We start from the raw sequence: 14,968 nt of genomic DNA on the forward strand, positions 1-14,968 counted from the left end.
AAACGAGCCCGGCATGTTTGCTTTGGCCCCGAAAGGGACACAATCTCCGTAACCGCCCTCTGAGGACCAGACCATCGTGGGCGACCTGTGCCTGCCGAAGTTCGGCACACCGAAGACCGTGCAGTTGCTGGTGCACGGTGGTACCTACGGCCGGACATACTGGGACTTCCCCTACCAGCCCGGCCTGTACTCCTACCGGGAGTACGCGAACGCCGCCGGGTACGCCACGTTCAGTGTGGACAGCGTGGGGGTGGGTGAGAGTTCGAAACCGCACAGCAGCCAGATCACCATGGCCGCGACCGCGAAGGCGCTGCACGATGTGATCACCAAGCTGCGGGCCGGCAACATCGGCCCGGTCGCCTTCCAGAAGGTGATCTGGGTCGGCCACTCCATGGGCAGCGTTACGGCCTGGCAGGGGATCTCGACCTACGGCGACGTCGACGCGTTCATCGCCACCGGTGCGGTCCGTCCGCTCAGCGCCGCCGCCACCAACCTGGTCCTGGCCGATGTGATTCCGGCATCGCAGGACCCGAAGTTCGCACCGCTCAACCTGGACGCGGGCTACCTGGCGATCAATCCACCGGCCCGGCAGGCGGCGTTCTGCTACCTGCCTACGGTCGACCCGCAGGTCCTCGCCGTCGACGCCGACAACCGCCAACCCCTGACGGTCGGCCCGCAGGTCGCGGTCATGGAGATGCTCACCGCATCGGTGCAAAACTCGGCATCGGTGGACATTACCGTGCCGGTGCTCAGCGTGATCGGCGCCAAGGACAACATGTACTGCGCGGTGGATGCCCTGGACTGCACCGACTATGCGGCCGTGCAGCAGGCCGAGGCGCCCTACTACGCCAACGCCTCCGACTTCGACCTGATCATCGTCCCGGAGACCGGCCACAACCTGAACCTCCACTACACCGCGCCGTTCACCTTCCTCAGCATGCTCTCCTGGGCGGCGACCCACGTCGCCCCGTAACCTCGGCCCATTCGGACGACCGCCCGGCCCTGCGAAACCGCAGGGCCGGGCGGCGTTTGTCACTCCGACCGGTTCTCGTCGGCGAGCGATCCGTTGCCGGCGTCTCCGCGCCTGGAGGCAGGTCAGATCATCCACCGGTTGCGCTGGACGAAGGGGAGGCGAGCCCGGATCCGGCCGGCGACTCAGGTGTGGCCGGCGTAGGTCAGGGCGAGGACGATCAGGACGACGGCGTAGATGAGGCGGTAGTCGGCGATCGGGTTGGTCGACCCGGAGGGGTCGTCGGCGGCGGTCGGTCGAGCAGGTTCCCCCGGAACACATTCCCCGTCTCGCGAGAGGGAACTCGGCCAGCCAGATCAGCATCATGATCACGGCACCCGATCCGGCTGCGACCCATGGTCCGATGTGGGCGGTCAGCGCGATGCCGACGGCGGCCATCCCGGGCATGAACAGGGTGTCGGCCCACCAGGTGCCCGGCGATGGCGTGGGCGATGTTCTGGAACGGGTCGACCTCCACGGCCGGCGTCCGTCCACGGGTACATCGGGCCATCGGCTGTAGCCCTCCCGACCGGCGCGTTCACCGCTGCCGGCGGCCGTCGAGGGCGTGCAGGTTGTGGAGGATCAGAAGGGCTGCGGGGATGCCGAGGAACACCGCCGGTACGAAGGCCAGGGCGGGGATGGTCCGCTCGGTGCGCCGGTCTGCTGGACGGGCCCACCGCGTTCCAGACCGTTTTACAAGAGGGGCGTGGCAGCCAGTCTGTCGAGCAGCGCGTCGAGCACCAGCAATGGCACGATCAACAAGCCTTCGCATCAGCGGACCGCCTGCCGCATCCTCTCGTCCCGCTGCCAGCAGGGGGTCTCCTCCGTTGGCATCAGGGTTGAGCGGCGGGCGACGGTCCAGCCCGCCGCCCAACCCGGCGCCCGGCCGTCCGGTGGTAGCCGGATCGTGTCGGGGTCATGGCCGGTGCGGGCCAGCAACCAGGCGGTCAGCGAGTTGGAGTTCCACATCTCCCCGGCCTGCTGCTCGTCGCGTCCCCAGACCCGGCGTGGAAAGGCGGGAACGAGGTCCAGCAGGTGACGAGCCGTCGCCGGGTCGGTGCTGAGCCGTTGTGGGCTGGCCACCGCGTACTCGACGTCCGGCAGGACACCGTGGCGCCAGCACCGGACCTCGTACCGGAACAGTCGGGACCGACCCAGCCACGCCGCCCCGACCGGACCCTCACCCACCACGCCACGCTCCGGTGCGGGTTGGCGCCACACCGGCGTCATTTCGACCACGAACCGTTCGCCGTCGCACAGCACCTGCAAAGCGGAGTGGTACAGGTCGCGGGCCGGCCGGCGCGCACGACGGGCCGAGACCCATTCGAAGACCTTGCCGCTACGGCGGACCAACCCGGTCCGCTCGCCGACGCCCAGCGGAAGCCAGTACACGTCCACATGCGCCGGGCCCCGCGGGCCAGCCGGCGATGGCATGGCCGGCACCGGTTCAGGCGGTGGCGTGGCGGATGACGACGACCGGGCAGGTGGCATGCTGGGTGCAGTGCTGGCTGATCGAGCCGAGCAGCGCACCGGTGAACCCTCCGTGCCCGCGGCTACCCACCACCAACAGCACCGCGTCCTTCGCCGCGTCGATCAGCACCTGTGCGGCGTTACCCGCCACGACCACCTGATCGACGTCGATGGTGCGGTCTCCGCCCAGAGCGTCGTCGACCGCCTCCGTCAACGTCGCCCGGGCGCCGCCCTCGAAGTCGACGTCAGGGACCTGACCCCACCCGTAGTAGGTCGGATACTCCCACGCCATCACCGCCTCGACCGTGCCACCGGCCACCGCCGCCTGCCGCGCCGCCCACCGCAGGGCATCCTTCGACGCGGGCGACCCGTCCACCCCCACCACGATCCGGCCCGTACCGCCGATGCCCGCCATCACAACCACTCCCTCTCCGCTGCACCCGTCTCCCGGCGGCCGTAACCAGCCACGCCCGCCCTCAGGTCGGGGTCACCCATCACCAGCCACACCAGACCGCAGTCCTGCGGCCCGGACACGCTCGGCTGGCACAACGTGCACAGCTCACCCGGCCGGACCGGACAGCGCGGCTCCGGCCGCTGCGACGAACGATCACCCACCCTTCGAGCATCACCCGCCCCTCGCCGGGACGGGCAGAGGCGAAAGTCCCCACGCCACGGGCCCTGCGCTGGTACCGCCTGTGACGGAGCGAACCTGGATCTGCGCCGGGATACTCCGGTTCGGGGCGACGCGAGGTCGGACGCCGGATGGCACCATTCCAACGGCGCGACGTGGGCCGGGCCACGGGCGGCGTAGGCCCGGCGGCTGCGGCGGCGCGGTCGGACTGCCGGGGTCAGCGGGACTGGAGCGCTCTGACGTTGTCCCCGAACGTCCACCCCTTCGAGCCGTCCCAGTTGATCGACCAGGTCATCAGGCCCTTCAAGCCGCCCTGGTACGTGTTCCACGCCTGGGCCACCTGGCTCGGTGACAGGTACCCGCCCCCGGCCCCCACCTGGGCCGGCAGTCCGGGGACCTGCTTGTCGTACGGCACCCGGATGGTGACGCCCTGGATGACCAGCCCGGCGTTGAGGCAGTTGGTCTGCGCGGTGAAGCCCTGGACCGTGCCGGCAGCGTAGGAGTCACCGGAGCAGCCGTACATGCTGCCGTTGTAGTACTGCATGTTCAGCCACCAGAGCCGGCCGTTGTCCGCGTACTTCTTGATGATCGGCAGGTACGCGCCCCAGATCGAGCCGTAGGTCACGCTGCCGCCGGTGACGTACGCCGTCTCGGGCGCCATGGTGAGCCCGAAGTTGGCCGGCATCTGGGCGAGGACACCGTCGATGATGCGGATCAGGTTCGCCTGCGACGTGGAGAGTTGGTTGATGTTGCCGCTGCCGGTCAGGCCGGTCTCGATGTCGATGTCGATCCCGTCGAAGTTGTACCGCTTGAGGATCGGTACCACGGTGGCGACGAACCGGTCGGCGACGGCGGCCGAGCTGAGGTCGATGCCGGCGGTGGCGCCGCCGATGGACAGCAGGATGGTCAGTCCGGCCGCCTTGGCCTGGCACATCTCGGCCGGGGTGGGTACCCGTACCGTCGCGTCCATGCCGTCCTCCCACAGCACCGTCCCGTCGGAGCGGATCACCGGGAAGGCCGCGTTGATGACGTTGTAGCCGTGGGCGGGGATACGCGGGTCGGTGATCGGGATCCAGCCGAGCGGCGGGTGCACCCCGTTGGCTGCGCCGTTCCAGTTCTCCCAGTACCCGTGGAGCACCTTGCCGGTCGGCCGGGACTTGACCGCGCAGGTGCCCGGTCCGGAGGTGCCGGTCGGGGTCGGCGACGGCGTGGTGGTCGGGGTGGGCGACGGTGTCGGGGAGACGGTGGGGGTGGGGGACGACGTTGGCGTCGGTGACGGGGTGCCGCCGTCGCAGGGTCCGAGGTCTCGCCACAGCGAGGGGGCGGACACCGGGTTCCAGCCGGCGCCCGGTACCGCGGTGTGGGTCACCAGGGCCTCGTACGTCCGGCTCCGGTAGGTGACCCGGCTGCCGGCCGAGTAGGTGGTGCCCTCGGTCCAGGTCGGTGCCGAGCACGCGGTGGCTGCCGTCACCGGGGTGCCGTCGGTGGTCGCGGCGAGGCTGTCCGGCGCCGGGACGAAGTTGACCACGGTGGCGACCGTCGCGCCGACCGCCAGGGCAAAGAGTTCGCGTCGTAGTCTCACAGCACCCCACCTCGTCGATGTGATACGTACCCCGCCGTCGGTGGGCAGGTGCCGGCGAGCGTATCAGTTAACTTTGTTAAATGTAACTCCCTCTATGTGTGCCGGCCCCGGCCGAGGGCCGACCGGACGGAGCGAAGGAGGTCCGACCGGGCGGAGCGAACGGAGGTCCGATCGGGCGGAGCGAAGGAGGTCCGACCGGGCAGGCCGGGCGGCGGACCGACCGGGCCGGGCACAGGATGTCGGGTTCGGGTGCCGGCCGCTGCCTAGCGTGGGTGACCGGTAGGGAAAGGAGAGCCGGATGCTGGAGCGGCTCAACCAGGCGATGGAGTACATCGAGCGGCACCTCGACCAGCGGATCGAGGTGACCGAGCTGGCGCGGATCGCGGTGACGTCGGAGTACCACTTCCGGCGACTGTTCTCCGCGCTGGCCGGGATCCCGCTGTCCGAGTACATCCGCCGCCGCCGGCTCACCGTGGCGGGTGCCGAGGTGCTCGCCGGTGAGGAGACGCTGCTCGACGTCGCGGTGCGCTACGGCTACGGATCGGGGGAGGCCTTCGCCCGGGCGTTCCGCGCCGTGCACGGCGTCGGCCCCGGCGAGGCCCGGCGTACGGGTGCCGCGCTGCGCTCGCAGCCGCAGCTCTCCTTCCGCCTCATCGTCGAAGGGAGCAACAGCATGCGATACCGGATCGTGGAGAAGGACAGCTTCCAGCTGGCCGGCCGGAGGGCCCGCGTCCCGCTGGTGCATGAGGGGATGAACCCGGCAATCGTCGAGTTCGTGAAGAGCGTCGACAAGGAGGTCGTCCGGCGGATCGAGGCCCTCTCCGACCAGGAGCCGCAGGGGATCGTCAACGCCAGCGACAACCTCGCCGGCAGCCGGGCGGAGGGTACCGAACTCGACTACTGGCACGCGGTGGTGACCAGCGCTGCCCCGGACGACCTGGACGTGCTGGCCGTACCGGCCGGGACGTGGGCGGTCTTCGAGAGCTCGGGGCAGTTCCCGCAGGCTCTCCAGTACCTCTGGCGGGACGTGTTCACCCAGTGGTTTCCGTCCAACCCGTACCGCAGCCGGCCGGGACCGCAGATCTCCCGTACCCGGTTGTCCGACGATGGCAGCCAGGCGGACGCCGAGCTGTGGATCCCGGTCGAGCGGGTGACCGGCTGAGCGGGTGGCCGGCTGAGTGGGTGACCCGGCGGGGCGGGGCAGCCGGCCTGATCCGCCAGTCGGGTCCGACCCGGCTCACCGTCCGCTCTGCCGGACCTGCTGGACCGCCCAACTGTTGCCGTCCGGGTCGTCGAAGAAGATGAACGAGCCGTAGTCCCGGTCCTCCGGGTCGGGTCCGGCCACCATGTTGCCGTCCTCGAAGTGCTGGATACCGCTGTTGGCCACCCCCACCCCGTCGAGGTGCACCAGCGCGGCCCGGATGTCGTCGACCACCAGGTGCAGTCCCTTGGTGGTGCCCGGTTCCCCGGCACCGACGTTGACGCCGATCGTGATGGAGCAGGCCGATCCGGGTGGGGTCAGCTGCACGACCCGGAAGCTGTCGCCGACCCGGTGGTCGACGTCCAGCCGGAAGCCGAGTTGTTCGGTGTAGAACGCCTTCGCCCGGTCCACGTCCGAGACCGGTACGACGACGAGTTCGAGTTTCCAGTCCACGATGGTTCTCCTCCGCTCGGATGTCACCGCCACTCTTCCAGTGCTTCCGGGAGGTGACGTCCGGCATCCGGAGGACCCGCCGGTAATCCGGTGCGACGGTCCGCCGTCGGACCTGCGGGGTGCGCGTCAGGCGGCGACCGGCTCCGGCCGGGACTCCCGCCGCTCGGCGCGCCAGCGCAGCACCAGCCAGGTACCGAGGATGGTCAGGGAGAGCAGCGGGGCGGGGTGCCCGAGCAGCCAGGCGACGGCGAAGTCGAGCAGTCCGCCGCAGACCGTGGCGACGAAGACCCAGACCGGCGCGGTCCGGGGTGCCCCGCCGCGCCCCCGGTTGGCCGTCCAACGGGTGGTCGACCAGGGCTTCGTCACCGACAGCCAGGCCTGGAAGGCGATGGCACCGGCCATGCAGGCGGAACCGACCACCATCGCCCGGGTCGGGCCGGTGGTACCGGCCACCGCGGCTGCCGCCGACTCGTGCAGCGCGTCGGAGAGCACGAAGATGCCGAGGTAGAGCTGCACCAGGGTGATCGCGAACTTGGTCAGTACCCACCAGTGCCGGAAGAACCCCCAGGGCGTGGCGGCGGCCAGCATGAAGCCGGTGAACGCCGACGCGTTCGCCATCGGTGCCAGCAGCCGCATGTCGAGCAGTTCGGCCGAGGCCGTGTTGCTGACCGCCACGGCCCGGTCGTCCGCGGTGAGGCTGGTGGTCAGCAGCACGCAGATGGTCAGCGCCTGCGCCATCCAGCCGACCGAGGTGACGACATGTAACCAGACGGTCAGCTGACGCCACCGTCGTACCCCCCGCGAAGCAGCCATGCGTCGATGCTTCCACCGGCCGGCGGCGGGCACGACCGGTGAAATCCCGGAACGTCCCGTCCGGGACTCCCCTAGGGAACACCGGCGGTGGCCGGCACCTCGCTGGCGTGCGCGGCGACGATCCGCCAGCCGTGTTTTCCGTTCCGGTTCCAGGTGCGGGTGTAGCGCATCCGCACCTGGAACGGGGTACCGGCGACGCTGCCCCGGAGGGTACCCAGGAACCAGGTCACCCCGGTCCGGCCGGCCACCCCTGGCACCGTCGTCACGGCCGGGCCGGCTGGCCCGGGCCGGCCAGCTGCGCGGCGTGCGTGATGACATGGTCGATCAGGCCGTACTCGCGGGCCTGCTCCGGGGTGAACCACCGGTCCCGGTCGGAGTCGCGGGCGATCTCCTCGGGCGTCCGTCCGGTGTGGAACGCGATCCGATCCTGGATGGTTCGCTTCATGTGGAGCATGTTCTCGGCCTGGATCTTGATGTCGGCGGTCGTACCGCCGATGCCGCCGGAGATCTGGTGCATCATGACCCGCGAGTGCGGCAGGGCGAACCGCTTGCCGGGGGTGCCGGCACAGAGCAGGAACTGCCCCATCGACCCGGCGAATCCCATCGCGACGGTGGCCACGTCGTTTTCGACGTACCGCATGGTGTCGTAGACGGCCAGCCCGGCGGTGACCGATCCACCGGGGGAGTTGATGTAGAGATGGATGTCCCGTTCCGGATCGGCGGCCGCGAGCAGCAGGAGCTGCGCGCAGATGATGTTGGCCGAAGCGTCGGTCACCTCGGTACCGAGGAAGATGATCCGTTCCCGCAGTAGGCGCTCGAAGACCTGGTCACCGAAGGCCGCGCCGGGCTCGGTGGCCGCCCGTGCCCACACGATGCTCATGACTGTCCCGCCTTTCCGATGGCCAGCGGGCGGAGACACCGCCCGGTGACCGGCCCGTCCAGCGTGCGGGGGCCGGTACCCGGTGGCCCAGCGATTCTCCCCCCGGCAGATCTGCCGACAGCAGAAGCGACCGGGGGCCGGGACGGGCCGTACCGGCCATCGTCCCGAGCGTGGGTCGTCCGTAGCATCGTGCCCGGCAGGCGGGAGGTGGCGGAACGTGGCGGACGTGCGGGTCGGGGTGCTCGGGCCCATGGTGGCGACGGTCGGCGGGCAACCGGTCGACCTCGGGGGCACCCGCCAGCGTGCCGTGCTGGCGGCACTGCTGCTCGCCCGCCAGCGGATGGTCCCGGCCGAGCGGATCATCGACCTGGTCTGGGCGGATGCGAAGACGCCCGCACTGACCACTTTGTACGGTTACATCAAGCAGCTCCGGCGGGCGCTGGATCCGGGGCGGAGCGCCGGTCCGACCGGGGAACTGCTGGCCCGCCAGGGCCCCGGGTACGTGCTGCGGCTGGGCGCGGACAATGTGGACACGGAGCGGTTCGCCGGGCTGGTGGCTCTCGGCGCCCGGTCGATGCGGCAGGACGACCCGGCCGGCGCGCTCCGTCGGCTCGATGAGGCGTTGGCCCTGTGGCGCGGCGAGCCGTACGCGGAGTTCACCGGGTACGCGTTCGTGCAGCCCGACGTGACCCGGCTGACCGGTCTCCGGCTGGACGCCGTCGAGGAGCGGTACGCCGCCCTGCTCGCCCTCGGTGAGCACGTCGCGGTGGTCGGTGACCTGGCCGGGCACGTCGCCGGGTACCCGTTCCGGGAACGCGGCCAGGAGCTGTACGCCCTCGCCCTCTACCGGGCCGGCCGGCAGCGCGAGGCGCTGGACGCGCTGCGTACCGCCCGGGCGGTGTTTGCCGACGAACTGGGTCTCGACCCGGGGCCGGCGTTGCGGCAACTGGAGACTGCGGTGCTGCGGCAGGATCCGGGTCTGGCCGGCCCGGGCGGGACGGCCACGGTGACCGGTTCGGCGTCGGCGACGGCGACGGCGACGGCGGAGCGTACCCGGAACGTTCCGTTCGCGGTCACCCGGTTGCTGGACCGGCCGGGCGAACGGGCTGCGGTGGACCGGATGCTGGGGCAGCACCGGCTGGTGACGTTGACCGGACCGGGTGGGGTCGGCAAGACCACGCTGGCCCTTCAGGTGGCCCGTGGCTGGCCGGACCGGGACGGTCCGTGGCTGGTGGAACTGGCCGGCCTCGGCGCACCGGAGCTGCTGGTGGAGACCGTCGGGGCGGCGCTGGGCCTACCGGCGGTCGCGACGCTGGACCAGCTCGCGGCGGTGCTCGGTCCGCGTGAGCTGCTACTGGTACTCGACAACTGTGAACACCTGGTGGCCCCGGTGGCGACGGCGGTCGCCGCGCTGCTGGCCCGGTGCGGCGGGTTGCGGGTGCTGGCGACCAGCCGCGAACCGCTGCGGGTGGCGGGCGAGACGGTGTTCGAGGTACCGGTGCTCTCCGGTGAGCAGGCGGCGGAGCTGTTCGACCAGCGGGCGGCGGCGGTCGCGCCCGACTGGGCGCCCGGGCCGGACGACCAGAAGAAGATCCGCACCATCTGCGCCGAACTGGATCGGCTGCCGCTGGCCATCGAACTGGCGGCGGCGCACTGCCAGGTGCTGTCCGTGGACCAGATCGCCGGTGGACTGGACGACCGGTTGGCGTTGCTGGCCGACGGCCCGACCGGTGTGCCGGACCGGCACCGCAGCCTGGTGGACGCGGTGGACTGGAGCTACCACCTGCTCGACGCCCCGCAGCAGCGGGCCTTCCGGTGGTTGAGCGTCTTCGCCAGCGGGTTCGACCTGCCGGCGGCCGAGGCCGTCGTCGGCGGGCAGGCGCTGGCACCGGTTGCGGCGCTGGTCCGCAAGTCGCTGGTGATGGTGGAGCCGCGCACCAACCCGCGCCGCTTCCGGATGCTGGAGACCCTGCGGCAGTACGCGTGGTCCCGGTTGGAACCGGCGGAACTGGCCGCCGCCCGGGCAGCCCACCGGGACTGGGTGCTGCGGTACGCGGAGGACGCCGAGCGGCAGGTCCGTGGCCCGGGATCGGGGGTGGCGCTGGCCGGCCTGGCGCAGCGGCAGGCCGAGATCCGGGCGGCGTTCACCTCGGCCCTGGCGGCCGGGGACGGCCGGTACGCGCTGCGGCTGGGCGGTGCCCTCGCCATGTACTGGTACCGGACCGGGCAGATCGTCGAGGGGACCGGCTGGTTGCGGGCGGCGATGGCGGCTGCCCCCGACGCCGAACCGGGGGTACGGGCGCGGGCCCTGCTCGGGCTGGGCGGACTGGCGTACCTGGCCGGTGACCCGGCGACCGCCGGGCGGTCGATGCGCGAGGCGGTCGAGGCCGCCCGCGAGGCGGGGGACACCGTCACCGGGACGCTGGCCCTGGCGTACCGGGCGCTCTTCGAAGCGGTGGCCGGCGCGACCGCCATCCCGGACGCCATCCAGGATGCCGGGTCGGCGGTGGCGCTGGCCCGGGACGCAGGGGAACCGGCGATCGAGGCGGAGGCCCTGTCGGCGTTGGGGATGCTGCGCCGGATTGCCGGCCAGGTCGACCGGGCGCGGGTCGATCTGGCGGAGTCGGTGCAGGTCGCGCGGCGCTGCGGGCACGGGTTCGTCGAGGTCTCGTCGTCCTGGTTGGCGATGAAGGTGGCGCTCGACCTGGCCGATCCGGCCGGTGCGCTGGCCGCCGGATTGTCCGTACTCGACCTGCTGGAGCGTGACAGCGACGTCACCTCGTGGCTGATCATCGTGCACACGGGCGCCGCGGCGCTGGCCGGGCTGGGCCGGCCGCTGGACGGCGCGGCCCTGCTCGCGGCGGTCGAGCGGCACGGATCCCGGTACGGCTTCGTGCCGGACATGATGGACCCGGTGGACGCACCCCGGCATCTGGCAGTGGTCCGGGACGCCCTCACCGGCGACCAGTGGGCCGGGGCCCGGCAGCGGGGTTCGCAGCTGTCCCGGGACGGGGTGAACGCCCTGCTTCGCGCACACGCTCCCTGGCCGGGTGGCCCGGCCGCCCGGCCTGCCGACTGACGGCCCGGCCGCGCGGGGTCGCCTTCCGGCCCGGCCCGGGGGTATCGCCCGGCCCGACCTCCCGGGTACCGTGGACCCGCCGGACGGTCCGTCCCGTCCGCCGGATGACCGAGCCGACCCGGTTGACGATCCGGTCGACGGCCCGGCCGGTAGCACAGGCCGATGGGAATCCAGTGGGACCGTGGCGAGCCCGGATCCCATCCGACCCCCATCGACGGGCCTGACACTCGTTCCCGTCCATCACTGTGGGGGGAACACCTGTGCCAGGAACAACCGTGCCCGAGATCCGATATAGAAACCACCGCCGCCGATCCCTGTTCGCCCGGGTGGTCGCCGTGGCGACCGCCGTGGTCGTCTCGCTGACCCTGGCCCAGCCGGTCCGGGCGGCCGGCGCGGTCGAGGTCAACAACCAGGAGCTACAGAACCGCCTCTTCACCTCGTACGCCCGGCTGAAGAATCCCGGCCCGAACGGGCTGCGGGACATGATGCTCAGCGCCGACCTCGTCGGGTACCGGGAGAAGAACCCGTACGCTACGACCGAACAGCTGCACCAGCGGATGGCGTCCATGCGGAGCTGGTTCGACTCGAACCTGACCGCCCAGGACCTGGAGCGGCCGGCCTTCGACTACGCCATGAAGCTGATCAACCTGACCACGCTGCACCCGGCCGCCGCGCAGGCCGCCCCGATCATCCGGGACCTGCTGGAGTCGACCATCGGCAAGGACATCAAGACCTGGGCGATGTCGGCCGACTACGTGGCGGGAAGCAAGTTCCAGTACACCGCGTTCAGCCAGCTCTACGCCATCCAGGACCTGATCTGGAGCAGGGTCAACCAGCGGGGCACCATCGACAGCGCGTTCCGGCAGGCCTGGGACGGTGCGATCGGCGCCGGTATGAACATCAGCGCCAACGCGACCACCGACCAGTTGCTGGCCGACCCGGTGATCGCCACGAACGTCAACGTGCAGGCGCTGATGGACCAGCTCACCAACAGCACCGGGTACCTCCAGGAGGGCCAGGAGCAGCTCGCCGCCAAGCTCGAACTGATCAGCGCCCAGAACGACGCCACGCTGGCGCTGATGAAGGAACTGGACGCGAAGTACCCGGTGTCGCCGAGCGGGCCCCGCCCGACCCTGGCGGAGCAGCAGAACCAGCGGAACCTCGCGGCCGAGCGGCAGCAGATCATCGACGGCGCGGCGACCGCCATCGAGATCCTCGCCACCCTGCTCGGGTTCGCCAACCCCCGGGCCGGCCAGATCGCCGCCGGGGTCGGCAAGGCGGCGGTGCAGGTCGCCACCGCGATCAACAACTTCATTCCGGCGGTGGCCGGGCTGGGTCTCGGGGAGGCCATCTTCTCGATGAGCACCCTCACCCTGACCGGGAACGTGCTGGGCGCCATCACCGCGGTGCTGCCGCTCTTCTCCGGGGTGCCGTCCCCGGAGCAGGTGATGCTCGACGAGCTGGCCAAGATCCGGCAGGACATCGCCACGCTGCACACCAACATGCACAGCCGGTTCGACCGGTTGGAACAGGGCCTGACCAACCTGTACGGCGACATGGTCACCAGGTTCGACGAGATGATGCAGTTGCAGAACGCGACGAACGCCCAGCTGGCGAACCTGGAGACGCAACTGCTGCGGCTGATGCCCCGGCTGGACATGTGGGGCGCCGAGATCATCAAGGGGCAGCAGGAGGACATCCTCTACGACACCAACCTGATGATGAACAAGTACATCGACTACGAGGCCCGGTACGGCCAGCCGATCCCCAGCTACAACGGCGGCGGGGACCGCTACACCGAGCCGGAGGGGATCCTCCGTACCACCGCGACGATGCTGGCCACCCGGGCCCCGCTGACCGGCCCGAGCACCGGGTGGAGCACCACCGACCCGGTGCAGGCGCTGAACACCTGGGAGCCCAACGGCGCGCTCGGCTACCTGGAGTGGTACGCCGGCAACCGGTACGGGCTGCCCACCAGCAGCACGCTGACCAAGCCCAACCCGGCCACCTGGTCCTTCGCCGCCCGTGGTTACGGGGTGCTGGCCCTGCAGAACCCGGACTACGCCAAGCAGGTCTCGGCGACCGAGACCGCCCGGATCATCTCCACCGGGCAGGACATCCTGACCGTGAACCGGGCGCTGAGCAAGCCGAAGACGACGCCGGGTACCGACGGCAAGCGGACCAACGTGCTGTTCACCGGTCTGACCGCGGACTACCTGAACGCGGTCGGTGACCTGCGGCTCAAGCTCACCGCCGTGCGCAAGAAGTACAGCGACGACAAGGAGTACAACCTCTTCGGCCCGATCGACCAGGCAATGCCGGACGCCGGGAAGCTCACCGACCCGGCCGTCGTGCCGGCGTGCAACGGTACGGGGATGCCGCTGAGCCGGCCGAACAACATCGCGCTGACCTCGGCGCCGAACGTGTTCGCCTTCGCCCAGTACGCCCACCCGGACAAGCCGAAGGTGTTCCTCTGCCAGGACGCCACCATGGTCAACATCCGGCGCAGCTTCACCACGAAGTTCAACATCACCAAGGCGGATCTGCGGGTGCAGATGCGGCTGCGCGTGCAGTGGGGTACCGAGGTGCGTGACTACCAGGTGCGGACCCTCACCACCCCGCTGGGCGAGACCTGCCGGGAGTACAAGGAGTCGGGCGAGACCGTCTTCTGCTACGGCATCGAGGACTACCTCGACAACTGGGACGCGGTCTACAAGCCGATGTTCGAGTCCGGCGCCTACTACTCCGGCAACGAGCAGGTCAACACGGACGTCCGGACCCGGATGACCAACTTCGTGGCCGGCCGGCGGGCGGCGTACTACGCCCAGGTGTACGACGACCTGAACAACGAGGCGTCCGACATCTACCGGAGCAACGCCGAGCTGACCAGGACGGCGAAGCTGCTCAAGGCGTACACGCAGCTCGGCTTCGGCCGGACCCTGATGCAGGACGACCTGCTCCGCGCGGTGCTCTTCGGTGCCAACCGGATCGTCGCCGACGACAGCGACGGCAGCATCATCAAGGACACCTTCGCGACCGCCCTCCAGGCGTACGCGAACTGCAACGCGCCCAGCCGGGGCGCACCGTGCACGGCCGGTAACGGCGCCTTCGACCCGCTCGCCGGGCAGCGGCACCTGACCGACTGTGTGGCCGGCGGCTCGGAGGAGACGTGGGACCCGGTCGGCAACTGCATCGTGGCGAAGGCGAAGAGCCGGCACGGCCTGCTGACCGACCGGTACGAGGCCGCGTCGGTGCGGATCGCCAACGGCGACTACACCGAGGGGATGCCCGAGGTCGAAGCCGTGATCAGTAGCTTGACCATGATCGACGCATCGGTCCGCGGTTGACCGACGGTCAGCCCGCCCCCGACCAGGTGGGTGGGCTGACCGGTCGCCGACCATGACGTGAGCTGAACCCCGGCCGGGGCGCCCCCGATGGCGCTCCGGCCGGACCCGTTCCGGTCAGGGCGGGTGCGGCACGGGAACACCCGCGCCGCACACCGGGGCTGCCGGTGGATGCGCGCACGGGGGACCGGGGTACCCGAGGTGGCCGGGACACGCGGCGCGGCGGGGATCCGGGGCTCCATGCGACGCAGGTCGTCGCGGGCCTCCTCCAGCAGGTCGGACAGGTGCATGCCGAGGGCCCGGCAGACCGCCGCGAGCACCTCCGAGGAGGCCTCCTTGCGACCCCGTTCGACCTCCGACAGGTACGGCACGGACACCCCGGCCGCCTCGGCGACGTCCCGCAGGGTCCGGCCCTGCCGCAGGCGTACCCGTCGGAGCACTCCACCGATCACCCGACGCAGCAGTGACATCCGGCCCTCACTCTCCACACCCTCGACCCCGCTCCC

General features: G+C 70.9%; 13 protein-coding genes. 4 read left to right on the top strand and 9 right to left on the bottom strand.

Annotated elements, in window-relative coordinates:
* Window positions 1-76: 76 nt before the first annotated feature.
* Window positions 77-973 (top strand): alpha/beta hydrolase, encoded by an 897-nt coding sequence (locus V6U90_RS20470; protein ID WP_334438898.1) that lies wholly within the window; start codon window positions 77-79, stop codon window positions 971-973.
* Between the two features lie 807 nt (window positions 974-1,780).
* Here V6U90_RS20470 and V6U90_RS20475 read toward each other — a convergent pair.
* Genes V6U90_RS20475 through V6U90_RS20485 form a run of 4 tightly spaced genes read right to left on the bottom strand, consistent with a single transcriptional unit; the run spans window position 1,781 to window position 4,692 of the window.
* On the bottom strand, window positions 1,781-2,401 hold the full coding sequence (locus V6U90_RS20475) for a hypothetical protein (RefSeq protein WP_334438900.1): 621 nt from the start codon (window positions 2,399-2,401) through the stop codon (window positions 1,781-1,783).
* A gap of 55 nt (window positions 2,402-2,456) precedes the next feature.
* Window positions 2,457-2,894, bottom strand: a complete 438-nt coding sequence (locus tag V6U90_RS20480; protein ID WP_334438902.1) for a universal stress protein — start codon at window positions 2,892-2,894, stop codon at window positions 2,457-2,459.
* The gene (locus tag V6U90_RS33945) at window positions 2,894-3,439 is read right to left on the bottom strand and encodes a DUF6767 domain-containing protein (RefSeq protein ID WP_442933631.1); all 546 of its coding nucleotides are present in this window, start codon (window positions 3,437-3,439) and stop codon (window positions 2,894-2,896) included. The genes V6U90_RS20480 and V6U90_RS33945 overlap by 1 nt, the downstream gene beginning before the upstream one ends.
* Window positions 3,328-4,692, bottom strand: a complete 1,365-nt coding sequence (locus V6U90_RS20485) for a glycosyl hydrolase family 18 protein (protein WP_334438904.1) — start codon at window positions 4,690-4,692, stop codon at window positions 3,328-3,330. Before V6U90_RS20485 ends, V6U90_RS33945 begins: the two co-directional genes overlap by 112 nt.
* Before the next feature lie 298 nt (window positions 4,693-4,990).
* Here V6U90_RS20485 and V6U90_RS20490 point away from each other — a divergent pair, with 298 nt between their 5' ends.
* Complete coding sequence (locus V6U90_RS20490) at window positions 4,991-5,854, top strand: AraC family transcriptional regulator (RefSeq protein ID WP_334438906.1); 864 nt, start codon at window positions 4,991-4,993, stop codon at window positions 5,852-5,854.
* A 75-nt stretch (window positions 5,855-5,929) separates the two neighbouring features.
* On the opposite strand, the gene V6U90_RS20495 is transcribed toward V6U90_RS20490, so the two are convergent.
* The 4 genes from V6U90_RS20495 to V6U90_RS20510 form a co-directional block, all read right to left on the bottom strand.
* Window positions 5,930-6,346, bottom strand: coding sequence for a VOC family protein (locus tag V6U90_RS20495; RefSeq protein ID WP_334438909.1), 417 nt, complete (start codon window positions 6,344-6,346; stop codon window positions 5,930-5,932).
* A gap of 126 nt (window positions 6,347-6,472) precedes the next feature.
* Window positions 6,473-7,159 (bottom strand): hypothetical protein, encoded by a 687-nt coding sequence (locus tag V6U90_RS20500; protein ID WP_334438912.1) that lies wholly within the window; start codon window positions 7,157-7,159, stop codon window positions 6,473-6,475.
* A 71-nt stretch (window positions 7,160-7,230) separates the two neighbouring features.
* Entirely contained in the window at window positions 7,231-7,425 is a 195-nt protein-coding gene (locus V6U90_RS20505) for a hypothetical protein (protein WP_334438915.1), read from the bottom strand.
* On the bottom strand, window positions 7,422-8,039 hold the full coding sequence (locus V6U90_RS20510; protein ID WP_334438918.1) for a ClpP family protease: 618 nt from the start codon (window positions 8,037-8,039) through the stop codon (window positions 7,422-7,424). Before V6U90_RS20510 ends, V6U90_RS20505 begins: the two co-directional genes overlap by 4 nt.
* A 217-nt stretch (window positions 8,040-8,256) precedes the next feature.
* Here V6U90_RS20510 and V6U90_RS20515 point away from each other — a divergent pair, with 217 nt between their 5' ends.
* A complete protein-coding gene (locus tag V6U90_RS20515) occupies window positions 8,257-11,118 on the top strand; it encodes an AfsR/SARP family transcriptional regulator (protein WP_334438920.1) in 2,862 nt (953 codons plus the stop codon).
* Window positions 11,119-11,393: 275 nt separating this feature from the next.
* On the top strand, window positions 11,394-14,465 hold the full coding sequence (locus V6U90_RS20520) for a hypothetical protein (RefSeq protein ID WP_334438921.1): 3,072 nt from the start codon (window positions 11,394-11,396) through the stop codon (window positions 14,463-14,465).
* Here V6U90_RS20520 and V6U90_RS20525 read toward each other — a convergent pair.
* The gene (locus V6U90_RS20525) at window positions 14,390-14,932 is read right to left on the bottom strand and encodes a helix-turn-helix domain-containing protein (protein ID WP_334439165.1); all 543 of its coding nucleotides are present in this window, start codon (window positions 14,930-14,932) and stop codon (window positions 14,390-14,392) included. The two genes, V6U90_RS20520 and V6U90_RS20525, sit on opposite strands and share 76 nt — an antisense overlap.
* Window positions 14,933-14,968 lie beyond the last annotated feature (36 nt).

The organism is Micromonospora sp. CPCC 206060, assembly GCF_036906895.1.
Classification (GTDB): domain Bacteria; phylum Actinomycetota; class Actinomycetes; order Mycobacteriales; family Micromonosporaceae; genus Micromonospora.

Excerpts from the sequence above, each read along its gene's own strand:
- V6U90_RS20480 (WP_334438902.1), bottom strand. The coding sequence starts at position 2,894 with ATGGCGGGCATCGGCGGTACGGGCCGGATCGTGGTGGGGGTGGACGGG.
- V6U90_RS20490 (WP_334438906.1), top strand. The coding sequence starts at position 4,991 with ATGCTGGAGCGGCTCAACCAGGCGATGGAGTACATCGAGCGGCACCTC.
- V6U90_RS20500 (WP_334438912.1), bottom strand. The coding sequence starts at position 7,159 with ATGGCTGCTTCGCGGGGGGTACGACGGTGGCGTCAGCTGACCGTCTGG.
- V6U90_RS20510 (WP_334438918.1), bottom strand. The coding sequence starts at position 8,039 with ATGAGCATCGTGTGGGCACGGGCGGCCACCGAGCCCGGCGCGGCCTTC.
- V6U90_RS20525 (WP_334439165.1), bottom strand. The coding sequence starts at position 14,932 with ATGTCACTGCTGCGTCGGGTGATCGGTGGAGTGCTCCGACGGGTACGC.